General features: G+C 55.4%; 22 protein-coding genes. 8 read left to right on the top strand and 14 right to left on the bottom strand.

Translation table 11 applies throughout. The features are described 5' to 3' along the window. Nucleotides 1-190: 190 nt before the first annotated feature. A complete protein-coding gene (gene envR / locus M8013_RS13880; RefSeq protein WP_271268383.1) occupies nucleotides 191-838 on the top strand; it encodes an acrEF/envCD operon transcriptional regulator in 648 nt (215 codons plus the stop codon). Nucleotides 839-852: 14 nt separating this feature from the next. Here envR and M8013_RS13875 read toward each other — a convergent pair whose 3' ends face one another. From M8013_RS13875 to acuI, 14 genes are all read right to left on the bottom strand, one after another. After that, nucleotides 853-2,934 (bottom strand): putative bifunctional diguanylate cyclase/phosphodiesterase, encoded by a 2,082-nt coding sequence (locus tag M8013_RS13875; protein ID WP_271268382.1) that lies wholly within the window; start codon nucleotides 2,932-2,934, stop codon nucleotides 853-855. Between the two features lie 127 nt (nucleotides 2,935-3,061). Continuing rightward, nucleotides 3,062-3,226: a DUF2556 family protein gene (locus M8013_RS13870; protein WP_271268381.1), complete on the bottom strand. Its 165-nt coding sequence runs from the start codon at nucleotides 3,224-3,226 to the stop codon at nucleotides 3,062-3,064. Between the two features lie 197 nt (nucleotides 3,227-3,423). Further along, complete coding sequence (gene fis / locus M8013_RS13865) at nucleotides 3,424-3,720, bottom strand: DNA-binding transcriptional regulator Fis (RefSeq protein ID WP_000462905.1); 297 nt, start codon at nucleotides 3,718-3,720, stop codon at nucleotides 3,424-3,426. Nucleotides 3,721-3,743: 23 nt separating this feature from the next. Beyond that, nucleotides 3,744-4,709: a tRNA dihydrouridine synthase DusB gene (dusB, locus tag M8013_RS13860; protein WP_271268380.1), complete on the bottom strand. Its 966-nt coding sequence runs from the start codon at nucleotides 4,707-4,709 to the stop codon at nucleotides 3,744-3,746. 330 nt (nucleotides 4,710-5,039) lie between these two features. Continuing rightward, nucleotides 5,040-5,780, bottom strand: a complete 741-nt coding sequence (locus M8013_RS13855; RefSeq protein WP_271268379.1) for a carbonic anhydrase — start codon at nucleotides 5,778-5,780, stop codon at nucleotides 5,040-5,042. 131 nt (nucleotides 5,781-5,911) lie between these two features. Then, nucleotides 5,912-6,796: a 50S ribosomal protein L11 methyltransferase gene (prmA, locus tag M8013_RS13850; protein ID WP_271268378.1), complete on the bottom strand. Its 885-nt coding sequence runs from the start codon at nucleotides 6,794-6,796 to the stop codon at nucleotides 5,912-5,914. Between the two features lie 11 nt (nucleotides 6,797-6,807). After that, nucleotides 6,808-8,259 carry a sodium/pantothenate symporter gene (gene panF / locus M8013_RS13845; protein ID WP_271268377.1) on the bottom strand — a complete coding sequence of 484 codons (1,452 nt, stop codon included), beginning with the start codon at nucleotides 8,257-8,259 and terminating at the stop codon, nucleotides 6,808-6,810. Next, nucleotides 8,249-8,491 (bottom strand): YhdT family protein, encoded by a 243-nt coding sequence (locus M8013_RS13840; RefSeq protein WP_271268376.1) that lies wholly within the window; start codon nucleotides 8,489-8,491, stop codon nucleotides 8,249-8,251. The genes panF and M8013_RS13840 overlap by 11 nt, the downstream gene beginning before the upstream one ends. A 108-nt stretch (nucleotides 8,492-8,599) precedes the next feature. Continuing rightward, nucleotides 8,600-9,949, bottom strand: coding sequence for an acetyl-CoA carboxylase biotin carboxylase subunit (gene accC, locus M8013_RS13835; RefSeq protein WP_271268375.1), 1,350 nt, complete (start codon nucleotides 9,947-9,949; stop codon nucleotides 8,600-8,602). A 10-nt stretch (nucleotides 9,950-9,959) separates the two neighbouring features. Next, nucleotides 9,960-10,430 carry an acetyl-CoA carboxylase biotin carboxyl carrier protein gene (gene accB / locus M8013_RS13830; protein WP_271268374.1) on the bottom strand — a complete coding sequence of 157 codons (471 nt, stop codon included), beginning with the start codon at nucleotides 10,428-10,430 and terminating at the stop codon, nucleotides 9,960-9,962. Nucleotides 10,431-10,452: 22 nt separating this feature from the next. Further along, nucleotides 10,453-10,905 (bottom strand): type II 3-dehydroquinate dehydratase, encoded by a 453-nt coding sequence (aroQ, locus tag M8013_RS13825; protein WP_271268373.1) that lies wholly within the window; start codon nucleotides 10,903-10,905, stop codon nucleotides 10,453-10,455. 233 nt (nucleotides 10,906-11,138) lie between these two features. After that, nucleotides 11,139-11,738, bottom strand: a complete 600-nt coding sequence (gene msrQ, locus M8013_RS13820) for a protein-methionine-sulfoxide reductase heme-binding subunit MsrQ (protein ID WP_271268372.1) — start codon at nucleotides 11,736-11,738, stop codon at nucleotides 11,139-11,141. Beyond that, entirely contained in the window at nucleotides 11,739-12,740 is a 1,002-nt protein-coding gene (gene msrP, locus M8013_RS13815; protein WP_271268371.1) for a protein-methionine-sulfoxide reductase catalytic subunit MsrP, read from the bottom strand. It abuts the gene before it with no gap. Nucleotides 12,741-12,817: 77 nt separating this feature from the next. Further along, nucleotides 12,818-13,792 carry an acrylyl-CoA reductase (NADPH) gene (acuI, locus tag M8013_RS13810; RefSeq protein WP_271268370.1) on the bottom strand — a complete coding sequence of 325 codons (975 nt, stop codon included), beginning with the start codon at nucleotides 13,790-13,792 and terminating at the stop codon, nucleotides 12,818-12,820. 183 nt (nucleotides 13,793-13,975) lie between these two features. Here acuI and csrD point away from each other — a divergent pair, with 183 nt between their 5' ends. From csrD to yhdP, 7 genes are all read left to right on the top strand, one after another. Next, entirely contained in the window at nucleotides 13,976-15,916 is a 1,941-nt protein-coding gene (gene csrD, locus M8013_RS13805; protein WP_271268369.1) for an RNase E specificity factor CsrD, read from the top strand. A 282-nt stretch (nucleotides 15,917-16,198) separates the two neighbouring features. Beyond that, nucleotides 16,199-17,242, top strand: a complete 1,044-nt coding sequence (gene mreB, locus M8013_RS13800) for a rod shape-determining protein MreB (protein WP_271268368.1) — start codon at nucleotides 16,199-16,201, stop codon at nucleotides 17,240-17,242. A gap of 61 nt (nucleotides 17,243-17,303) precedes the next feature. After that, nucleotides 17,304-18,317, top strand: coding sequence for a rod shape-determining protein MreC (gene mreC, locus M8013_RS13795; RefSeq protein WP_271268367.1), 1,014 nt, complete (start codon nucleotides 17,304-17,306; stop codon nucleotides 18,315-18,317). After that, nucleotides 18,317-18,805, top strand: coding sequence for a rod shape-determining protein MreD (gene mreD / locus M8013_RS13790; RefSeq protein WP_271268366.1), 489 nt, complete (start codon nucleotides 18,317-18,319; stop codon nucleotides 18,803-18,805). Before mreC ends, mreD begins: the two co-directional genes overlap by 1 nt. A 9-nt stretch (nucleotides 18,806-18,814) precedes the next feature. After that, on the top strand, nucleotides 18,815-19,387 hold the full coding sequence (locus M8013_RS13785) for a Maf family protein (protein WP_271268365.1): 573 nt from the start codon (nucleotides 18,815-18,817) through the stop codon (nucleotides 19,385-19,387). A gap of 10 nt (nucleotides 19,388-19,397) precedes the next feature. Beyond that, complete coding sequence (gene rng, locus M8013_RS13780; protein WP_271268364.1) at nucleotides 19,398-20,867, top strand: ribonuclease G; 1,470 nt, start codon at nucleotides 19,398-19,400, stop codon at nucleotides 20,865-20,867. 45 nt (nucleotides 20,868-20,912) lie between these two features. Then, a complete protein-coding gene (gene yhdP / locus M8013_RS13775) occupies nucleotides 20,913-24,710 on the top strand; it encodes an AsmA2 domain-containing protein YhdP (protein ID WP_271268363.1) in 3,798 nt (1,265 codons plus the stop codon). The last annotated feature ends 36 nt before the right edge of the window (nucleotides 24,711-24,746 follow it).

The following is a 24,746-nucleotide window of genomic DNA, read 5'->3' as shown; positions in this document are numbered from 1 at the left end:
CATTTCTATAAAGCGCAATTCATATGTTTTATGAATTCAATTCAATTCAATTATCTGGTCAATCCATGAGTTACGCGGGCTGGCGTTTTTTGTTCATCTTTATTTTTTGGCTTGATCGATAATTCACACTCTGACGACATCACGTCGATGTTGTTTAAAAGTATTTAATACGTTAAACGAGTGGATTTTTATGGCGCGTAAAACAAAGGCTGAGGCTCTGAAGACTCGCCGGTCGTTGATTGAGGCAGCGATAGAGCAGTTTGCCGCACGGGGTGTCGCAAACACCACGCTGTCCGATATCGCCGACGCGGCCCGCCTGACCCGGGGAGCCGTTTACTGGCATTTCGCCAGTAAAACGGAAATATTTAATGCTATCTGGCAGGAACAACGCCCGCTACGCGAAATCATTCGCGATCGGCTTTTACTGGTTGACGAGGATGATCCCTTATTAATATTGCGTGAGCAGTTTGTTACTGCGCTGCAATATATTGCCCGCGATCCCCGCCAGCGTACGCTGCTGCAAATCCTTTATCACAAATGTGAATTTGAAAAGGACATGATTTCAGAATATGAAATTCGTGAAGGGATAGGATTCAACGATGAAAATGTTCGTGGAATACTGAAAAAATGTATTGCGCGGGGTCGCGTCTCTCCCAGGGTAAATATTGATACCACGTTAATTGTTTTTCATGGCTTTTTCTGTGGGCTGGTCAAAAACTGGTTAATGAGTCCGGAGCGGCTGGATCTGTATCAGCAGGCTCCAGAACTTGTCGATAATATTATGGCAACGTTACCGGCTGCACGGCTGTCACCCGGGGCGTACCACGCCGCCTCGTAGCGGCGTCGACCCGGTTAGTATTGTTCCGCCAGCATCGCCTGCGGATTGTGGCTCATCGCGTGGATGGTTTGCGGTGAGACGGGTTTACCCAGCAGATAACCCTGCAGCGTATTACAGCCGAGTTGCGTTAAAAATTCCTGCTGCTCCGGTGTTTCTACCCCTTCTGCCACCACTTTCAGATTGAGCGTTTTTGCCAGCGCGACAATAGCGGAAACGATGGTGGCATCGTCACCTTCGCCGCCGAGGTCTTTGACAAATGCCCGGTCGATTTTCAACTCGCAGGCCGGCAGCCGTTTCAGGTACAGCAGGCTGGAATAACCGGTACCAAAGTCATCGATAGACGCCTTTACGCCCGCCCGGGTCAGCTCAGTCAGCACCCGCACGCTCTCATCGGGATTGTTCATTGCCGTCGTTTCTGTCACTTCCAGAATCAGGGCATGAGGCGGAATATGATGTCGCGCCAGGCTGCTCATAACGGTATCAACCAGCTGGGGCTGCTCAAACTGGAGCGTGGAGAGGTTAACCGCAACGGACCAGTCCGTGTGGCCTTCCAGATGCCATTCCCGCAGCTGGCGGCAGGCTTCATCAATTACCCAGTTGCCAATAGGCACAATCAGCCCGCTTTTTTCTGCCAGCGGCAGAAACTGGTCTGGCGCGAGCAATCCCTGAGTCGGATGTTGCCAGCGCAGTAGCGCTTCGAAGCCCACGATTGGACCCACAGGTGCCTGGAATTTAGGTTGATACACCAGGTGCAGTTCGTGGCGGTCCAGCGCCAGCCACAGGTCATTCATCAGCTGCAGCTGTTGCTGCGCCAGCGCATTCATCGAAGGCTGGAAGAAGTGATAGTTGTTACGTCCCATGTGCTTGGTGTGGTACATCGCGGCATCGGCGTTGAACATCAATTCGCGCTGGGTTTTACCGTCATGGGGGTAGATAGCAATCCCCACGCTGAGGGTGACGACCAGTTCATACAGCTCAAGGCTGAAGGGTTTGTCGATGACATGCACCAGCGCACTGGCCAGCGACGCGGCATCGTTAGGAGTATCGATCTCCGCCAGCAGCACAAACTCATCCCCGCCAATACGCGCCAGCGTGTACTGGCCTTTCAGGGGCTGTTCCAGTCGTTCGGTGACCGCCACCAGCAGCTTATCCCCGGTGTCGTGTCCGTAGGCGTCGTTTACCGCTTTAAAGCCATCCAGATCCATAAACAGCAGCGCGAAGATGGCCTCTTCGCGGTCGGCTTTGTTGATCGCCTGGTCGAGACGATCTTCCAGCAGCACGCGGTTGGGCAGGCGCGTCAGGGTATCGTGCAGGGCAAGCTGGGCCAGCTCACGGTTAGCTTTGGCCAGCGACGAGGCAAGCAGCGATGTGCGGGCCTGCAGGCGCGCATCAAACATGGAAACCAGGAGGGTTATCCCCAGAACCGAGAGCGCGAGTACGCTCACCAGGACGGCCAGCCAGCTGCCGTTCACGCCATGATGGTGCATATGGCTCTGCACCGGGAACTGTGCGGCCTTCATTCCGGTGTAGTGCATCCCGGCGATGGCCACGCCCATCAAAATGGCTGCGCCCGCACGCATTAGCGTGACCTGAGCGGCATCGCGGCGGAGGCGAAACGTCAGCCACAGTGCCGCGAGCGACGCGAGCAGGGCGATGACGACGGAAAGCGAAACCCAGCGCATATCCCAGACGATAGCGGGCTCAACCTGCAGCGCGGCCATCCCGGTATAGTGCATCGCAACGATACCCGCCCCCAGAATCACTGCACCCGTCAGTAACCGGCGTCGGCGTAAATGATCGCGGCTCACCAGCCACAGGGCGAACAGCGACGCACCCACCGCAATCAGCATTGATAGTGCCGTCAGCAGCAGGTCGTAATTGAGCCGCATGGAGACATCCATCGCCAGCATGCCGATAAAGTGCATGGCCCAGATACCGATGCCCATGGCTATCCCGCCACCGGTCAGCCAGACGCGGGCCGCAACGCCGGTGCAACCGGCTACCCGGCCGGCCATATCTAGCGCGGTATAGGCGGCAAGAATGGCCACAACAAAAGAGATAACCACAAGGATTTGGTCGTATTGGCTAACCAGCATGATCTCATCAACTCATACGCAGTGAGGTATTACGTGATACCGGGGGAGACGGGCTGAGACATTATCATTCTCTATAAATGCCTCAAAGGGATTTAAGCCCGTACAATTATCGAGGGAAAGCAGTGATTTAATCTAAATCGGTGCAATTAATCAGCTTTAAAGGATTGACTGAATTCATGTTGCGGCACTTGTCTGTTTCCGTAGAGATAAGCTCGATCCAGTGCATTAACACAGCATCGAAAAGGAAAACGGTAATCGCAAAGACGACTAACCACCAATACTTACGGATCATTCTGGGTTCCGGGACAGTTGACAAGAGTGCGAGAAATATACACGAAAAATGACGGTAGAGAAGTGGGGTTACCCATGTTTACGTTTGTGGACAACGGTGGGGTTGCGGAGCACAGATGGGGCGGAATAGCAGATATAAAAAAGGCGCGTCCCCATGCCGAGTAGCGCCTTTTTAAACAAACACTTAGCTGATAGAAATCAGTTCATGCCGTATTTTTTCAGTTTCTTACGCAGCGTACCACGGTTGATACCCATCATCAGGGCAGCACGGGTCTGGTTCCCGCGGGTGTATTGCATCACCATGTCCAACAGGGGCTGTTCAACTTCAGCCAGTACCAGCTCATACAGGTCATTAACATCCTGACCGTTCAGTTGAGCAAAATAGTTCTTCAGTGCCTGCTTAACCGAGTCACGCAGGGGCTTTTGAGTCACCTGGTCCTGGGAGTTAACGGTAGAAACGGTCAGTACGTCAGAATTTACGCGTTGTTCGAACATAGTTCTGTCAGCTCTTTATTTCATTACGCAAGATTTTCGAAGTATGCCTCCAACGCCTCCAGCTGTTCGCTGGCATCCTCTATGGCGTTGAATGTGCGCCGAAACTGGTCATCTGGAGCATGTTCCTGGAGATACCAGGATACGTGTTTACGCGCGATTCGGTACCCCTTTGCCTGACCGTAAAAGTCATGCAATTCCCGAATATGTGCGCATAGCAAGCGCTTTACCTCTGCCAGTGGCAGTGGGAGCAGCAACTCCCCAGTGTCCAGATAATGCTGGATTTCCCGAAAGATCCAGGGTCTTCCCTGAGCTGCACGTCCTATCATCAGAGCATCAGCTCCCGTATAGTCGAGTACAGCTCTGGCTTTAAGCGGGTCAGTAATGTCGCCATTCGCGATAATCGGAATGGAAACTTTCTGCTTAACTGCCCGAATACTGTCGTATTCAGCTTCACCATTGAACAAACAGGCGCGAGTGCGTCCATGAATGGTCAGGGCCTGGATACCACAGTCTTCAGCCAGTTGGGCAATTTCTACACAGTTACGGTGTTCCGGCGACCAACCCGTGCGAATCTTTAACGTAACAGGGACGTCCACTGCGCTGACAACCGCCGTCAGGATAGACTTAACCTGGTCGGGGTATTGCAGAAGGGCTGAGCCTGCAAGCTTGCGATTCACCTTTTTGGCCGGGCAACCCATATTGATATCAATAATCTGGGCGCCACTTTCCACGTTAATACGCGCGGCATCTGCCATCTCTTCAGGCACGCTTCCGGCAATTTGCACGGTGCGAATACCTGGCTCATCAATGTGCACCATCCGTAGACGGGATTTATCGCTTTCCCAAACCTGCGGGTTAGACGACATCATCTCGGAAACGGTTAAACCTGCTCCCATCTCGTAGCACAGCGTCCTGAATGGCCGGTCGGTAATACCTGCCATAGGTGCTGCGATCAGGCGATTTCTGAGCTGGTGGTGTCCGATACGCATGAGTTAAGAAATGACCATACTGTGACTGCAAGGCGGCGTATCTTACGCATTTTTCGCATGAGATGAAAGGCCAAACTTTGAACAATCCTCTGTTGTAGATCAAGGAATCGCCGGTAAAGGTGAGGTTTAAAATATATATTTCATACTAATCATTTAGTTAGTTGATAATGGCTATTTTATGGTCGCTTACAATTTCCCAAAACTTCTCATTTTTTCTTAATGAATTACACCGTTGAGCGGGATAATCTGCTGTTTTAAACAGCAGATTATCCCTGTTCTTTGCGATCTTTATCGCATTTTAGAACAACATCTCAGCGCACTGATTGCGCGTTATTCAACCACAGTACGCCCGTGCAGTGACTGTACCGGACGGTTATTGTTGTGGTGCAAGGTATGGCTAAACATGGACAGCTGTGCAGCGGAGAGGGTCAAGGGATGTTTCATTACCATCCAGATGACGCCTTCCGAGCACGGCGGGGTAGTCAGAGAGCCGCTAAATCGCCAGAAGGTCTTATCCGTGGGCAATAGGGCGTTGATATCCAGATGCGCAGGTAGAACTGCTGACTGGTCCGCCTGCGCGGGCATTGTGCGCCAGAGTTTTTCCAGTTCCGCATTTGCAGCACCCTTTTCAAACATCACCGCGACCACGGCGATCTCGCCTTCCGCATTCTGGTGCACCAGATGCATCTCCATCGCGTAGGTCTTACCATGCACTTTGTTCTCACTCGGGGCATGGAAGTGGAACTGCTGCAGGGGCCAGTTTTTACTATCGAGGGTGATGCTGTCCTGCGTACCGACTTTTTCCCCCGCCTGAATCGTATGGCCATTGTTAATCAGCGTCACCGGGCCGTCGGTGTAGTGCGTGACCAGCGGTGCGAGGTGTGCGCTAAGCGTGGCATCAATATTGATGGGGGATTGGTTCATGCCGTTCTGACAGGTTTTCCAGGCCTGGTCCAGTTTGCCCCAGTACTCGGGGGCACCTTCTCCTTCATAGCTCCAGTGTGATGCATACGCCGAGGTGGACAGGATGCTGAGCGCCAGCAGCGCGGCCTTGCCAGGTTGTTTAGCCATAATATTCTTCCGGTGAATTGTGTATGAAAAAAACATCAACCCTATAAGTTGAAAGGATATTTTACCGGAGAGTAGGTGTGGAAGACGTGACAAAAATGGCGTGGCCTGAACGGCCACGCGACAGGACTACGTTATGACTTTTTACGACCGGTAATGCGACACCACTCTTCTTTCTCGACAACCGGGTCGAGTGCAAAGAGATCGGCATAGGCTTCACACACGCTGTCAGCCTGGCTGGCCAGGATGCCGGAAAGGCCCAGCAAACCGCCATCAACGGGCAGGACGCTGATCAATGGTGCCAGCTCGCGTAACGGACCCGCGAGGATATTGGCGACCACCACGTCGGCTTTCATGACCTCAGGCTGATCGTTTGGCAGATACAGCTCAAGGCGCTCGGAGACGCCATTACGTTCGGCGTTATCGCGGCTGGCCTGAATGGCCTGCGGATCGATGTCGATCCCGATCGCTTTTGCCGCGCCCAGCTTCAGGGCTGCGATAGCCAGGATCCCGGATCCGCAGCCAAAGTCGATTACTGTTTTACCGTCCAGATCCAGGCCATCAAGCCATTGCAGACACAGAGAGGTGGTTGGGTGCGTGCCGGTCCCGAATGCCAGGCCCGGATCGAGCATCACGTTGACTGCGTTGGCATCCGGGACGTCGCGCCAGCTCGGGCAGATCCACAGACGTTTGCCAAACTGCATCGGGTGGAAGTTATCCATCCACTCGCGCTCCCAGTCTTTATCTTCCAGCTGCTCAATCTTGTGAGCAAAATCTGCGCCCAGCAGCGGGTGATTTTCCAGAATCGCCAACACTTCGTTCATGTCGGTTTCAGCATCGAACAGGCCGATGACGTCGGTATCACCCCACAGGCGGGTTTCGCCTGGCAGAGGTTCAAACACCGGCGTGTCATGCGTGTCCTGGAAGGTGACGGAGACTGCACCGGTCTCCATCAGCGCATCACTCATTTCTTCGGCATTTGCGCCGGTTGTATTCAGTTTCAGTTGGATCCACGGCATGGCAAAACTCTTTATTTATCAGTAGAAATGACGGCGGGCTGCGGCGCAGGTTGACCAAAACGGTTCCCGACCACAAACGCCAGCAAACTCAGCAGTAACGAAGGCACGATCGGATGGAAGCCCAGATACTGAACATTAAAGGAGGCGAGCACGGCGTACAGCACGCCACCGACGATCATCGCACTCAGCGCTCCCGCAGCATTCGCGCGCTCCCAGTACAGTCCCAGCACCAGCGGCCACAGGAACACCGCTTCCAGCCCGCCAAAGGCCAGCAGGTTCAGCCAGATGATCATCTCCGGCGGCTTCCAGGCTGCCAGCAGCAACAGCGCGCCCAATAGCAGGGTGATTGCGGCTGACATGCGCTTCAGGCGACGCTCGTTGGTCATCTGTTCCGGGTGCATGTTCAAGTACAGATCTTTAATGATCGTAGCGGAACTTTGCAGCAATTGGGCGTTAATTGTCGACATGATCGCCGCCATCGGCGCAGCAAGGAAGATCCCAGCGGCAAACGGTGGCAGGACCTTAATCATCAGGGTTGGGATCACCAGATCGGGCACGGTAAGATCCGGGATCACCGCCCGGCCCAGCGCGCCCGCAAGGTGCATACCGAACATCAGGATCGCCACCACAATGGTGCCGATGATGATCCCGCGATGCACCGCCTTGCTGTCTTTGTAAGAGATACAGCGCACGGCCGTATGCGGCAGGCCGATTACCCCGAAGCAGACCAGCACCCAGAAGGAGGTCATAAAGGTTGGGGAGAGGATGTCATCGGCGCCCTGTGGGGAAACCAGTTTCGGGTCGATAGCCTGCAGGGTTTCCACTGCCTGGCCTAAACCGCCCGCAGCATGCACCACACCGACCAGCAGCACGATAGTGCCGATCAGCATCACCATGCCCTGCATCGTATCGTTGAGCACGCTGGCGCGAAAACCGCCAAAGGCAGTATACAGCGCGATGCTGATGCCAAAGATCAGCAGCCCTGTCTCGTAAGGGATCCCGGCTGCGGTTTCCAGCAGGCGTGCGCCGCCGATAAACTGCACCGTCATCGCGCCCACGAACGCCACCAGTAAACTGAGACTGGCCAGCCACACCAGCAGGCGACTCTGGTAGCGCGCAAAGAGCATATCGTTCAGCGTGACGGCATTGTAGCGACGCGCCAGGATGGCAAATTTTTTGCCCAGAATACCCAGCGAGAGCCAGACGGCAGGGAGCTGGATCATCGCCAGCAGTACCCAGCCCAGACCATATTTATAGGCGGCTCCCGGGCCGCCAATAAACGAACTGGCGCTGATGTAGGTCGCGGTCAGGGTCATGGCCAGCACAATCCCGCCCATTGAGCGGCTGCCGAGGAAATATTCATTAAGGAAAGGGCCGGTCGAGCGCTTACGCATGGCATAGATGGACAGACCGAACACTACCAGCAGATAAGCGATCAGCGGCAGAATGACTTCAAGCTGCATTGTCGTCCTCCAGCGAGATATCACGATAGATGAACTTCACCATCGCCCAGCACAGCACAATAAACACCAGTGGGATAAGCAGACAGGCCATTTCGAACCAGTGCGGCAGACCCGTTATCCCAATCTGTGAGTCAGGTAAGTAAGCAGCCACTAACCACGCTGCAAGATAGAGAAGGGTTAGCCACAGCGCCCAACGGGCTTCTTTATTGGCCTGAACAAAACGTTTGTCCATTTTTTGTCCCTGGTGGGAAAAGAAAGCGGGGATTGTACATGATGGGACTGAGCAACCCCCAGAAATAAAAAAGGCCGGATTAACCGGCCTTTTGTTGCTTACATCTGCTTATTTTTCATGAAGGCCGAGCTTTTTCTCCAGATAGTGGATGTTAGTCCCACCATGCTGGAAGTTCTCGTCGGTCATAATACGCATCTGCAGCTCAACGTTGGTTTTGATACCGTCGATGATCAGCTCCTGCAGGGCATTCTTCATGCGGGCAATCGCCACATCACGGGATTCGCCGTAACAGATAAGCTTACCGATCATTGAGTCATAGTACGGCGGCACAGTGTAACCGGCGTAGATATGAGACTCCCAACGCACACCAAAACCACCCGGCGCGTGGAAACGCGTGATTTTACCCGGGCTTGGCAGGAAGGTGTTCGGGTCTTCGGCGTTGATACGGCATTCCACCGCATGGCCTTTAACCACCACTTCTTCCTGTTTGATGGACAGCGGTTGACCCGCAGCGATACGCAGCTGTTCTTTGATCAGGTCAACGCCGGTGATCATTTCGGTAACCGGGTGTTCAACCTGAATACGGGTGTTCATCTCAATGAAGTAGAACTCGCCGTTTTCGAACAGGAACTCGAAGGTACCTGCACCGCGATAGCCGATATCCACGCACGCTTTAGAGCAACGTTCGCCGATGTAGCGACGCAGCTCCGGCGTAATGCCCGGTGCTGGTGCTTCTTCGACGACTTTCTGGTGGCGGCGCTGCATGGAGCAGTCACGTTCTGCCAGATAGATAGCGTTGCCCTGACCGTCTGCCAGCACCTGAATTTCGATGTGACGTGGGTTCTCGAGGAACTTCTCCATGTACACCATGTCGTTGCTGAAAGCCGCTTTCGCTTCAGCTTTGGTCATGGCGATGGACTGAGCCAAATCCGCATCGTTACGCACAACGCGCATACCGCGACCACCGCCGCCGCCGGACGCTTTGATGATAACCGGGTAGCCAATGCGTTTAGCATGGGCACGGTTAGCATCCATATCGTCGCCCAGTGGGCCATCGGAGCCTGGAACCGTTGGTACGCCTGCTTTCTTCATGGCGTTGATCGCAGACACTTTGTCGCCCATCAGACGGATAGTGTCAGCTTTCGGGCCGATGAAGATAAAGCCGGAGCGCTCAACCTGCTCAGCAAAATTGGCATTCTCAGAGAGGAAGCCATAACCCGGGTGAATCGCTACCGCGCCGGTGATCTCAGCGGCGCTGATGATAGCCGGGATGTTCAGATAGCTTTTAACGGACGGAGCCGGGCCAATACAGACCGTCTCATCCGCCAGTAAAACGTGTTTCAGATCGCGATCCGCGCTTGAGTGCACAGCAACGGTCTTGATGCCCAGCTCTTTACAGGCACGAAGGATTCGCAGTGCAATCTCGCCGCGGTTGGCAATAACAATTTTATCCAGCATGTTCGCCTCGTTACTCGATGACGACCAGCGGCTCGTCAAATTCAACCGGCTGACCACTTTCGACCAGAATCGCTTTCACGGTACCTGACTTGTCAGCTTCGATCTGGTTCATCATTTTCATGGCTTCAACGATGCACAGGGTATCGCCTACGTTAACTTTCTGGCCCACTTCGATGAACGCTTTCGCGTCCGGGCTCGGGGTGCGGTAGAAAGTACCAACCATTGGGGAACGTACGATGTGGCCACTGATTTCTGCTGCTGCTGGCGCTTCCATTGCTGGAGCGGCTGCCGGAGCGACAGCGTTAGACAGAGCTGGCTGCTGCATCATTGGTGCAGCGTAAGCTTGTTGCATCATCGGGTAGCCGACGTTTGGCGCGGCACGGCTGATGCGTACAGACTCTTCGCCTTCAGAAATTTCCAGTTCGGAGATGCCTGATTCTTCAACCAGCTCGATCAGTTTTTTAATCTTACGAATATCCATGAGTGGGTTCCGTACTCTTTGTTTAGTGTGATTGTGACAGGCGTTTTACCGCTGTCTGTAAAGCGAATGAATAGCCGTCAGCCCCCAACCCGCAGATCACGCCAGTGGCGATATCCGACAGATAGGAATGGTGGCGGAACGGCTCCCGCGCATGCACGTTGCTGAGGTGGATCTCGATAAACGGGATGCTCACCGCCAGCAGCGCGTCGCGGATAGCCACGCTGGTATGCGTAAACGCGGCCGGATTAATCAGGATATAGTCAGTTGTGTCTTTAGCCTGATGAATTCGGTCGATGATGGCGTACTCCGCATTCGACTGAAAATGGTCAAGTTCCACATTGAGCGCCGCCGCTTCGGTAGCGAGACGGTTAACAATGTCGGTTAACGACAGGGTGCCGTACTTCTCGGGTTCACGGGTGCCGAGCATATTCAGGTTCGGTCCGTTTAAAACTAAGATGTGAAACTTGTCAGCCATTGTGACGCTATCTCCTGCGATTCTCCGGTAAAAAACAAAATATACCTTCGATACGCGATTGTCACCCTCTCAGGGTATCAAAAACCCGTCGGGGAAAGCAAAGTCGCACATTATAACGATTTCGTAGCATTTGGCAGCTAAATACTGGTCTTATCAGGGAAGATTATCAACCGCATTGGGAAAAAGCCTAACGAAGGATAAACGATCTGCGGGAATCCGCACACTTTCGCGCACTATCGCCACCACTGACGAAACTTCTTATAACGCCATGCCAGCAACATCAGCGCCAGTAGCGCGTAGATGATCGGCTGCGGTGACAGGATTTTCACTGACCAAAGGTAGTGAATGGGCGTCAGGATCGCGACAAGATAGATGAAATTATGCAGAAGTTGCCAGCGTCGCCCCAGTTTTCGCTGAGCATACTGGGTAGAGGTGAGAGTGAGCGCCAGTAAGATTATCCAGCTGATAATCCCCAGCGTCAGGTACGGGCGAGTAACCAGCTCCCGGCCCAGCAGTCCCAGATTGTTGATGCCCAGCTCCAGCAGTGCATAGCTGGTGAGATGCAGGCTCGCCCAGGCGAAGCACCACAAGCCCAGCAGGCGCCGGGTACGGATCAGCAGGGGTTGTTTGCCGTAGCGTGCCAGCGGGGAGATAAGCAGGGTCGCCAGTAAAAATTTCAGCGCCGTCCTGCCGGTAAAATGCTGGATATCTTTTGCCGGATCGGCGCTGAATCCGCCGTGGCTGGCAGCCCAGAACAACCATATAATGGGAAGCAGCCCTGCCAGATGCAGGGCAACCTTCAGCCAGATAATCTGTTTTGCTGTAATCCGCACTTAGAAAAACTCCCGTAAGTCGAGGCCGCGATACAGTGACGCCACCTGGTCGGCATAGCCATTGAACAGCAGCGTGGGCTGACGTTTGACGTCCAGCGCACCGCCCGAGCCAATAAAACGCTCGCTGGCCTGCGACCAACGCGGATGATCGACGTGTGGGTTTACGTTGGCGTAAAAACCATACTCGTTCGGCGCCGCAAGATTCCAGGTAGTGGGCGGGCGTTCGCGGGTCAGCTTGATACTGACAATCGATTTAATCCCCTTAAAGCCATATTTCCACGGCACCGTCAGGCGGATCGGCGCACCGTTTTGCGGCGGCAACGCTTTGCCATACACGCCGACGGTTAGCAGGGTCAGCGGATGCATGGCCTCGTCAAGGCGCAGCCCTTCCACATACGGGTATTCCAGGCCGCCGCCGATAAAGCGGTCCTGCTGACCGGGCATTTCTTCTGGTGCGTAAAGGGTCTGGAAAGAGACATATTTTGCATTGCTGGTGGGTTGCACCATCGCCAGTAATTTATGCAGCGGAAAACCCACCCACGGCACCACCATCGACCAGGCCTCTACGCAGCGCATACGGTAGATGCGCTCCTCAAGCGGGAAGCGGGTGGTTAAATCGTGATAATCGAGGGTCAGCGGTTTGGCCACCTCGCCTTCAATTTTAAGCGTCCAGGGATCGATTTTCAGGCTCCCGGCGTTGGCGGCAGGGTCGGCTTTATCCAGCCCAAATTCATAGAAGTTGTTGTAGCCCGTGACTTTATCTTCCGGGGTTTTAGGCAGCGGACTCTGCCACTGGGCAGGCTGGGTAAAGGTGAGCGGTTTGCCCGGTGGCGCTTTCGGGCGATCGTTACCCTTAAACCAGTCCAGCAGATCGGCGTGGGCGAGGGGGGAAAGGGTCAGAGCACCGGCGCTAATGCCCAGCATCTTCAGGATCTGGCGACGCTTAAGCATAAAAACAGATTCCGCGGTGACATCGGCTTCCGTCAGGGGTTTTAATTTCATGGCATCCTCCGTCATGCATTTTTCTAAGCATGACGGAGGAGAAGGGTTAACGCGAATATGTCACGAAAATTTGAAGATTAGGCAATCTTCACCAGCGTACGACCCTGGATCTGATTATTGACGATCTTCGCGGCGAATTCCGGCGCCTGCTCAAGGCTAATCTGCGTGGCACTCTGCGCGTAGAAGGATTGCGGCAGATCCTGTACCAGACGTTCCCAGGCCTGCGCGCGGCGCGCGGCAGGCGTCATCACGGAATCGACTCCCTGCAGACGGACATTACGCAGGATAAACGGCATTACGGTCGTTGGCAGGGCGAATCCACCCGCCAGACCACAGGCTGCCACGCAGCCGCCGTAGTTCATCTGCGCCAGCACTTTTGCCAGCACTTTGTCACCCACAGTATCAACGGCACCTGCCCAGATCTGTTTTTCCAGCGGACGGGTTTCGGCAAACTCATCGCGGCTCAGAATGCGGCTGGCACCCAACTGACGCAGGTAGTCATGAGTGCTTTCACGCCCCGAGACTGCCGCCACCTTATAGCCCAGCTTGTGCAGCAGCGCGACCGCCGTACTGCCCACGCCGCCGCTGGCGCCGGTGACCACCACTTCGCCCGACTCTGGACGCACACCGGCGTCTTCCAGCGCCATCACGCACAGCATCGCGGTAAAGCCGGCCGTGCCGACGATCATCGCTTTACGCCCGTCCATCCCTTTTGGCATCGGCACCAGCCAATCACCGTTGACGCGCGCCTGAGCCGCCAGCCCGCCCCAGTGATTTTCGCCCACGCCCCAGCCGGTCAGCAGCACTTGCTGGCCCACATGGAAGCGCGGATCTTCGCTGGCATGCACGCGTCCGGCAAAGTCGATACCTGGCACCATCGGGAAATTACGGATAATTTTGCCGGTACCGGTAATGGCGAGTGCATCTTTGTAGTTAAGGCTGGACCAGTCGATATCAACCGTCACGGCACCTTCAGGCAGGCGGCTCTCCTCGATAGATTGCACTGATGCCAGTGTTTTGCCTTCCTGTTGTTCTAAGATCAAAGCCTGCATACGGATTCCTTACTCAGCATGATGATTGGAAAATATTTTTTGATGACTATACTCGCTCAGTGACATCCAATGCCGATTTAACGCAATAAATTGCCAGATACACCTGATTTGGTAGTATGCCGATGCATAATGCAAGTTAGCGCTCACTTGCTATCCCTATCTACTCACGGAGTAATCTCAAGGATGCGATTATCGACGAAGTTCTCCGCTTTCATTACTCTGCTTACCGGATTGACCATTTTTGTCACCCTGATCGGCTGTTCGCTGAGTTTTTATAACGCGATCCAGGGCAAGCTCGTCAACCGCATGCAGTCTGTGGCATCGGTCATTGATTCCCGTCTGGTCAGTACGCCTTTTTCTACGCTCTCGCGTCAGTTGGATGAGCTGATGGTACCCGTAGACATTACCCAGGTTGAGATTAAGCAGGGCGATAAAACCATTTTCAGCCACGCGGCACCGCACAGCTATCGCCCCGCAGGAACGCAGTACAACAATCGCGAACTGACGGTCGAGTCGCTGAAAAACCCCGGAATGACCATCCACGTGGTCTATCAGGATCCGATGACCAGCTACTTCCGCTCACTGATGACCACCGCGCCGCTGACGATAGCGATATTCTTGGTGGTGGCGGTGATTTTCTTCGCGGTGCGTTGGCTGCGCCGTCAGCTCGCCGGGCAGGAGCTGCTGGAGACACGCTCGGTGCGGATCCTCAACGGCGAACGCGGGGCGCAGGTGCGCGGTTCGGTCTATGAATGGCCGTCGCGTACCAGCAGCGCGCTGGACGCATTACTCTCTGATATCCAGTTTGCCAGCGATCAGCGCAGTCGGATGGACACGCTTATTCGCTCCTATGCCGCGCAGGACAATAAAACCGGCCTCAATAATCGTCTGTTCTTCGATAGTCAACTGGCGACCTTGCTGGACGACCAGGAGAAAGTCGGCTCGCACGGCGTCGTCATGATCGTCCGCCTGCCAGACTTCGATCTGCTGAAAGACAACTGGGGGCGCCCGGTGGCGGAAGAGAATCTGTTTACGCTCATTAATTTGCTCTCCACCTTTATTATGCGTTACCCCGGCGCGCTGCTGGCGCGTTATCGCCGCAGTGATTACGCAGTACTGTTGCCGCATCGCACCCTGAAAGAGTCGGAAAGCATCGCCAGCCTGCTGCTTAAAGCGGTGGACGCGCTGCCACCGAGCAAAATGCTCGATCGCGAGGACATGGTGCATATCGGCATTTATGCCTGGCGCAGCGGACAGGCAACCGAGCAGGTAATGGAACATGCTGAAGCCGCTGCCCGCAATGCGGTACTGCAGGGGGCGAACGGCTGGGCGGTTTACGATGATTCTTTGCCGGAAAAAGGGCGTGGAAACGTGCGCTGGCGTACCTTGATTGAGCAGATGCTCACCCGGGGCGGGCCGCGGATTTACCAAAAGCCCGCGGTACAGAATAACGGCCAGGTCCATCATCGGGAGCTGCTGTGCCGTATTTTCGACGGCAATGAAGAGGTGGGATCGGCCGAGTATTTACCGATGGTGCTGCAGTTTGGGTTATCTGAAGAGTACGATCGCCAGCAAATTTCACGAATGATGCCATTCTTATCGTTCTGGCCGGAAGAGACGCTGGCGTTACAGGTGACGGTGGAGTCGCTGATCCGCCCGCGTTTCCAGCGCTGGCTGCGGGATTTGCTGATGCAATGTGAAAAATCGCAGCGTAAACGGATTATTTTTGAACTTGCTGAGGCAGATGTTTGTCAACACATCAGTCGGTTACAGCCCATTGTCCGGTTGATCAGTGCATTGGGGGCGCGCGTAGCGGTTACGCAGGCGGGTCTGACGCTGGTCAGCACCAGTTGGATGAAGACGCTGGACGTTGAACTGCTGAAGCTGCACCCCGCGCTGGTCAGGAATATCGAAAAACGCACGGAAAACCAGCTGCTGGTACAGAGTCTGGTGGAAGCGTGCAAGGGGACACAGACGCATGTATTTGCCACCGGCGTGCGTTCCAGAACCGAATGGCAGACGTTGACAGAACGCGGAGTTACAGGGGGGCAAGGCGATTTTTTCGCGGCCTCTCAGCCTCTTGACACTAATGTGAAAAAATATTCGCAAAGATACTCTGTTTAACCTGCCGTTTGGTGAGTTTTCACGTAGAATATCGCGCCTGTAGCGTAAAGTATGACGCGCAAAAAGACAGTGAACGACCTTTGACAGGTTACGAATAAAAGTGAGAAACGCAGCTGTTTGCTCAGTCCTGAGGGAGTCAGGTGCCGATTTGTAACATAAGGTAACGTACTGCACTAATTTTCACCGTAGCAGACGATTTTTGCGCCTTGTCGCTGCTGCGCGTGGTTGATAAAGTAAGCGGAATTTAGTATTCCGCCCCAGCTTTCAGGATTATCCCTTAGTATGTTGAAAAAATTTCGTGGCATGTTTTCCAACGACCTGTCCATTGACCTGGGTACCGCGAATACCCTCATCTATGTAAAAGGACAAGGCATTGTACTGAATGAGCCTTCTGTTGTGGCCATTCGTCAGGATCGTGCTGGTTCACCGAAAAGCGTTGCGGCAGTAGGCCATGGCGCCAAGCAGATGCTGGGTCGTACACCGGGTAATATCGCGGCTATTCGTCCAATGAAAGACGGCGTGATCGCCGACTTCTTTGTGACCGAGAAAATGCTGCAGCACTTTATCAAGCAAGTGCACAGCAACAGCTTTATGCGTCCGAGCCCACGCGTTCTGGTTTGTGTGCCGGTTGGCGCCACCCAGGTTGAGCGTCGTGCTATTCGTGAATCCGCTCAGGGCGCAGGTGCGCGTGAAGTGTTCCTGATTGAAGAGCCGATGGCTGCTGCAATCGGTGCTGGTCTTCCGGTTTCCGAAGCAACCGGTTCCATGGTTGTGGACATCGGTGGTGGTACCACAGAAGTGGCCGTTATCTCACTGAATGGCGTGGTTTATTCCTCTTCCGTGCGTATTGGTGGTGACCGTTTCGATGAAGCCATCATTAATTATGTGCGCCGTAACTACGGCTCTCTGATCGGTGAAGCCACCGCAGAGCGTATTAAGCACGAGATCGGTTCTGCTTACCCGGGTGACGAAGTTCGCGAAATCGAAGTTCGTGGTCGTAACCTGGCCGAAGGCGTTCCGCGCGGCTTTACCCTGAACTCCAACGAAATTCTCGAAGCGCTGCAAGAGCCGCTGACCGGTATCGTTAGCGCTGTCATGGTTGCCCTCGAACAGTGTCCGCCAGAACTGGCTTCCGATATCTCCGAGCGCGGCATGGTGCTGACCGGTGGTGGTGCGCTGCTGCGTAACCTCGACCGCCTGTTGATGGAAGAGACAGGTATTCCTGTCGTAGTTGCTGAAGATCCACTGACCTGTGTTGCCCGTGGCGGCGGCAAGGCGCTGGAAATGATCGACGTGCACGGCGGCGACTTGTTTAGCGAAGAGTAATCGGGTGTGAAAGGGTAGCGAAGGCTACCCTTTCTCTCTGACGCGAGAGTACGCATAGCCTATGAAGCCAATTTTTAGCCGTGGCCCGTCGCTACAGTTTCGCCTGATACTTGGGGTGTTGGTAGCGCTTGGTGTCATTATTGCCGATAGCCGCCTCGGTACGTTCAATCAGATCCGAACGTACATGGATACTGCCGTCAGTCCTTTCTATTTTATTTCCAACGGTCCCCGTGAATTACTCGACAGCGTTTCGCAGACCTTGTCTTCACGCGATCAGCTCGAGCTTGAAAACCGCGCCTTACGTCAGGAACTGCTGCTGAAAAACAGCGAGCTGTTGATGTTGGGTCAGTACAAGCAGGAGAACGCTCGTCTGCGTGAACTGCTGGGTTCCCCGCTGCGTCAGGATGAGCAGAAAATGGTGACTCAGGTTATCTCTACCGTTAACGATCCGTACAGCGATCAGGTGGTGATCGACAAAGGCAGCGTTAATGGCGTGTATGAAGGCCAGCCGGTCATCAGCGATAAAGGCGTCGTCGGCCAGGTGGTGGCGGTTGCCAAGCTCACCAGCCGCGTGCTGCTGATTTGCGATGCGACCCACGCGCTGCCAATCCAGGTACTGCGTAACGACATCCGCGTCATTGCGGCGGGTAACGGCTGCACTGACGATCTGCAACTGGAGCATCTGCCGGCAAATACCGATATTCGGGTTGGCGATGTGCTGGTTACTTCCGGTCTGGGCGGGCGTTTCCCGGAAGGTTATCCGGTGGGCGTTGTCTCATCTGTGAAGCTGGATACTCAGCGTGCTTATACCGTGATTCAGGCGCGCCCGACAGCGGGCCTGCAGCGTCTGCGCTATCTGCTGCTGTTATGGGGGGCCGATCGTAACGGAGCCAACCCAATGACGCCGGAAGAGGTGCATCGCGTGGCAAATGAACGCCTGATGCAGATGATGCCGCAGGTTCTGCCTGCGCCTAACTCCATGGGACCACCTGCGCCGGTACCCGCGCCTGCCACGGGGCTGACCCCATCGACGTCTGCTACGCCGCCGCCGCGAGTCTCCCCGGGAGGGCAATAGTGGCGAGCTATCGTAGCCAGGGGCGCTGGGTAATCTGGCTCTCATTTCTGATCGCGCTGTTGCTGCAAATCATGCCCTGGCCGGATAACATTCTCGTTTTCCGGCCAAACTGGGTGCTGCTGATTCTGCTCTACTGGATCCTCGCTCTGCCACACCGCGTAAATGTGGGCACAGGTTTTGTGATGGGTGCCATACTGGATCTGATCAGTGGCTCGACGCTTGGCGTTCGCGCGCTGGCCATGAGCATCATCGCCTACCTGGTCGCACTGAAATTCCAGCTCTTTCGTAATCTGGCGCTCTGGCAACAGGCGCTGGTGGTGATGTTGTTATCGCTTGCTGCGGATATCATTGTTTTCTGGGCAGAGTTTTTAGTGATCAACGTCTCTTTCCGTCCGGAAGTGTTCTGGAGTAGTGTAGTAAACGGTGTGCTCTGGCCATGGTTGTTCCTGCTGATGCGTAAGATTCGCCAGCAATTTGCCGTGCAATAAAAGGTTTCTATGACGTCTTTGTATCTCGCTTCCGGCTCTCCGCGTCGTCAGGAACTCCTGACCCAGTTAGGGGTGTCTTTTGAACGTATCGTAACCGGCATTGAAGAACAGCGTGCCGCAGGCGAAAGCGCACAACAGTATGTTTCCCGTCTTGCGCGGGAGAAGGCGCAGGCAGGCGTGGCGCAAACGCCGCGCGACTTGCCGGTGCTGGGCGCTGATACCATCGTGATCCTCAACGGTGAAGTCCTCGAGAAACCGCATGACGCCGTACATGCGGCGCAAATGCTGCGTAAATTATCCGGGCATACGCACCAGGTGATGACCGCCGTCGCGCTGGCGGACAGTCAGCACGTGCTGGACTGTCTGGTTGTCACTGATGTCACGTTCAGAGTACTCACAGAAGAGGATATCGCCGGTTATATCGCCAGCGGTGAACCAATGGATAAAGCAGGTGCATACGGTATTCAAGGGTTGGGTGGCTGTTTTGTCAGGAAGATTGCTGGCAGCTATCACGCCGTAGTCGGCTTACCGCTGGTGGAAACGTATGAGTTGCTGAGCAATTTTAACTCACTACGTGAGTGAAGGGATAATTATGACGGCTGAATTGTTGGTAAACGTAACGCCATCCGAAACGCGAGTAGCCTACATCGATGGCGGAATTCTTCAGGAAATTCATATCGAGCGCGAAGCGCGGCGCGGGATCGTAGGCAATATCTACAAAGGTCGCGTCAGTCGTGTTCTGCCGGGTATGCAGGCGGCATTTGTAGATATTGGCCTTGATAAGGCCGCGTTCCTGCATGCCTCTGACATCATGCCGCATACTGAATGCGTGGCGGGTGAAGAGCAAAAACAGTTTACCGTGCGTGATATCTCCGAACTGGTGCGCCAGGGCCAGGACCTGATGGTGCAGGTGGTGAAAGATCCCCTCGGCACCAAGGGCGCGCGTCTCACCACCGACATCACCTTACCTTCCCGCTATCTGGTCTTTATGCCGGGTGCCTCTCACGTTGGCGTGTCGCAGCGAATTGAGAGCGAAACCGAGCGTGATCGCCTGAAAAAAGTGGTCGGTGCCTACTGCGACGAGCAGGGGGGATTCATTATCCGCACCGCTGCAGAAGGGATCAGCGAAGAGGATCTGGCTTCGGATGCCGCCTACCTGAAACGCGTCTGGACCAAGGTGATGGAGCGTAAAAAACGCAACCAGACCCGCTATCAGATGTACGGTGAGCTGGCGCTGGCCCAGCGCGTATTGCGCGACTTTGCCGATGCCCAACTCGACCGCATTCGCGTCGACTCTCGCCTGACCTATGACGCGCTGCTGGAGTTTACGGCCGAATACATTCCCGAGATGCCGGGTCTGCTGGAGCACTACAGCGGACGCCAGCCGATCTTCGATCTGTACGATGTAGAAAACGAAATCCAGCGTGCGCTGGAACGCAAGGTTGAGCTTAAATCGGGCGGCTACCTGATTATCGATCAGACCGAAGCAATGACCACCGTGGATATCAATACCGGAGCATTTGTCGGCCATCGCAACCTCGACGACACCATATTTAACACCAACATCGAAGCGACGCAGGCGATTGCCCGCCAGCTTCGTCTGCGCAATCTGGGTGGCATTATCATCATCGACTTTATCGATATGAGTAATGAAGACCACCGCCGCCGCGTGCTGCACTCGCTGGAGCAGGCGCTGAGTAAAGACCGCGTCAAAACCAGCATTAACGGCTTCTCGCAGCTGGGGCTGGTGGAGATGACCCGCAAGCGTACCCGTGAAAGCGTGGAGCATGTGCTGTGCAATGAGTGCCCGACCTGCCATGGCCGCGGCACGGTGAAGAGTGTGGAGACGGTCTGCTATGAAATTATGCGTGAGATTGTCCGCGTTCATCATGCATACGACTCAGACCGTTTCCTGGTCTATGCTTCTCCCTCAGTGGCCGAAGCTCTGAAAGGGGAAGAGTCACACGCGCTGGCAGAAGTGGAAATTTTTGTCGGCAAACAGGTAAAAGTACAAATTGAGCCGCTCTACAATCCAGAGCAGTTTGATGTGGTGATGATGTAACCCGCAGCATGCTGCGAGATAAGAACGGCTGACAAGGAGCGACGCGTGAGGCGACTGCCGGGGATTTTACTGCTTACAGGAGCAACGCTGGTTGTGATTGTCGCGTTGCTCGTAAGCGGGCTGCGTCTCGTATTGCCGCATCTGGACAGCTGGCGCCCGCAGCTGCTGCAGAAAATAGAATCCGCCACCGGCGTGCCCGTGGCGGCCAGCCAGCTCAGCGCGAGCTGGCAGAATTTTGGCCCGACGCTCGACGTGCGCGATATCAACGCCCAGTTGAAAGATGGCGGCCATCTCAAAATCAAACGTGTGACTCTGGCGCTGGACGTGTGGCAAAGCCTGCTCCACCTGCGCTGGCAGTTTCGCGATCTCACCTTTTATCAGCTGCAGTTTCTGACCAACACCCCACTGCGCAGCGACGAGCAGGGTGAAGGCTTTGAAGCTAACCGCATCAGCGATCTGTTCCTGCGCCAGTTTGATCACTTCGATCTGCGCGACAGTGAAATCAGCTTTATCACCCTTTCCGGTCAGCGCGCCGAACTCGCCGTTCCCCAGTTGACCTGGCTTAACGGCAAAGATCGGCACCGTGCCGAGGGGCAGGTGAGCCTCTCCAGCCTCAACGGCCAGCACGGCGTGATGCAGGTACGAATGGATCTGCGCGACGACGATGGTCTGCTGAATAACGGCAAGGTGTGGCTGCAGGCGGACGATGTGGACGTCAAACCCTGGCTCGGAGAGTGGCTGCAGCAGAATATGCAGCTGGAAACCGCACGTTTTAGCATCGAAGGCTGGATGACCCTTACCAAAGGTCAGTTCGCCAGCGGTGATATCTGGCTGAAGCAGGGGGGAGCCAGCTGGGCTGGCGAGCGCAGTCAGCATCAGCTCTCCGTTGATAACCTTACCGCACACGTGACCCGTGAACAGGGCGGCTGGCAGTTTGCCATCCCGGACACCCGCATCACGATGGATAGCAAAGCCTGGCCGCGCGGTGCGCTGGCGCTGGCGTGGATCCCGGCGCAGGACGTCGGCGGTGCCGACAGCAAGCGCAGTGACGAGCTGCGCATTCGCGCCAGCAACCTGAATCTCGAAAGCCTGGAAGGCATACGCCCCCTCGCGGTGAAGCTCTCTCCGGCGCTGGGAGACATCTGGCGCGCCACGCAGCCGGTCGGGGCCATCAATACCCTGGCGCTGGACATTCCCCTGCAGGCGACCGAGAAAACCCGCTTTAACGTCGCATGGACCGATTTAGCCTGGAAGCAGTGGAAGCTGCTACCGGGGGCCGAGCATTTCAGCGGAACGCTGGAAGGCAGCGTGGAGGATGGCCGCCTGACCGTCAACATGCGCGACGCTAAAATGCCTTACGAAACCGTCTTCCGCGCGCCGCTGGAAATCGAAAAAGGTACCGCGACCCTCAACTGGCTGAAAAACGAAAAAGGCTTCCAGCTCGATGGACGCAACATCGACGTGAAAGCTAAAGCGGTGCATGCCCGGGGCGATTTCCGCTATTTACAGCCGGCGGGCGATGAGCCCTGGCTGGGGATCCTGGCGGGTATCAGCACAGACGATGGTGCCCAGGCCTGGCGCTATTTCCCGGAAAACCTGATGGGCAAAGAGCTGGTGGATTACCTGAGCGGTGCCATCCAGGGCGGGCAATCCGATAACACCACGCTGGTGTATGGCGGCAATCCGCACCTGTTCCCGTATAAGCATAACGAAGGACAGTTCCAGGTTTGGGTGCCGTTACACAACGCCACCTATGCTTTCCAGCCAGACTGGCCAGCATTGAAAAACATGGATATTACGCTCGACTTCATCAACGACGGCCTGTGGATGAAAACGGACCGCGTCGCGCTGGGTGGGGTGACGGCGAGTAACCTGACGGCGGTGATCCCGGACTATTCGAAAGAAAAGCTGCTGATTGACGCCGACATTAATGGACCCGGTAAAGCCGTTGGACCTTACTTCGACGAGACGCCACTGGATGATTCGCTGGGTGCCACCCTTAAGCAGCTTCAGTTGGATGGCGATGTGAATTCTCGCTTACATTTGGATATCCCGCTGGACGGCACCCTGACCACCGCCAAAGGCGACGTCAGGCTTAAAAACAACAGCCTGTTGATTAAGCCGTTGGACAGCACTCTGACCAATCTGAGCGGCCAGTTCAGCTTCGTTAATGGCGACCTTAAGAGCGGACCGCTGACCGCCAGCTGGTTTGGTCAGCCGGTCAATATCGATTTCTCAACTACCGAAGGCGACAAAGCCTATCAGGTGGCGGTAAACCTCGACGGCAGCTGGCAGCCTTCGCGCATGGACGTCCTGCCAAAACCTGTCAGCCAGTCCCTTGAGGGGCGGGTGCCGTGGAAAGGCAACGTCGCCATAACCCTGCCATACCGTGGCGATGCGCATTACAAAGTCGACATTAATGGCGACCTGAAGAACATCAGCAGCGATTTACCGTCACCGTTGGCCAAGAAGGTGGGAGAAGCGCTGCCGGTGAAGTTAGCGGTCAACGGGGATCTCAACAGCTTTACCCTGACAGGCAACACCAGCGGCAAGAATTACTTCAACAGCCGCTGGCTGCTGAACCGTAAGCTGACGCTGGATCGCGCCATCTGGAGCACCGACAGCCACACGCTGCCGCCGTTGCCAGAACAGCCGGGCGTCGAACTCAATTTGCCGCCGATGGATGGCGCACAATGGCTCGCGCTTTTCCAGCGCGGCGTCGGGCAGAATGTGGATGATGCTGCACAGTTCCCGCAGCATATTACTGTGCGCACGCCATCGCTGGCGCTGGGTGGCCAGCAGTGGAATAACCTGAGCATTGTCTCGCAGCCAGTGGCGAACGGTTCGAAAATCGATGCACAGGGACGGGAAATTAACGCCACCGTGCTGATGCGTAATTCTGCGCCTTGGCAGGCGGATATCCGCTATCTCTATTTCAACCCGGCAGCAGCCAACTCCGGGAGTGGCAAAAATACCTCTCCGCTTGCGAACACCCCCCGGATTAATTTTTCCGGCTGGCCTGATTTGCAGCTGCGCTGCGCCGAATGCTGGCTGTGGGGACAGAAGTATGGCCGTATCGACGGCGACTTTACCATTAAGGGCAACACCTTAACCCTCGCGGACGGACTGGTGGATACTGGCTTTGCCCGCCTGACCGCCAACGGCGAGTGGGTAAACGGCACGGGTGAACAACGCACCTCACTGAAGGGGCAGTTGAAGGGCAGCAAGCTGGATGCGGCCTTCAACTATTTCGGTGTCAATACGCCGGTTCGCGATTCGTCGTTTGACGTCGATTACGATCTGCACTGGCGTAATCCGCCGTGGCAGCCGGATGAGGCCTCGCTGAACGGCATCCTGAAAGCCCGGCTCGGCAAAGGTGAAATTGCCAATGTGAGCACCGGCCATGCGGGACAGATACTGCGTCTGCTCAGCTTTGACGCGCTGCTGCGCAAGCTGCGTCTGGACTTTAGCGACACCTTTGATGAAGGCTTCTACTTCGACTCCATCCGCAGTACCGCGTGGATCAAAGACGGCGTCCTGCACACCGATGACACGCTGGTCGACGGGCTGGAGGCGGATATCGCCATGAAAGGCTCGGTTGACCTGGTGCGTCGCGAGCTCAACATGGAGGCCGTTGTGGCCCCGGAGATCTCGGCAACCGTTGGCGTAGCGGCGGCCTTTGCGGTCAACCCGATTGTTGGCGCGGCGGTGTTTGCCGCCAGTAAAGTGCTGGGGCCGCTGTGGAGTAAAGTCTCAATTCTGCGTTACCGTATTACCGGCCCGGTCGATAAACCTCAGATTAACGAGGTGCTGCGTCAGCCGCGCAAAGATGCACAGCAATGATTTGACGCGGGCAATTAATTGCCTCACTCTCAATAG

The organism is Silvania confinis (assembly GCF_025564085.1).
Taxonomy (GTDB): Bacteria; Pseudomonadota; Gammaproteobacteria; order Enterobacterales; family Enterobacteriaceae; genus Enterobacter; species Enterobacter confinis.
This window is presented reverse-complemented; position numbering and strand designations above follow the sequence as displayed.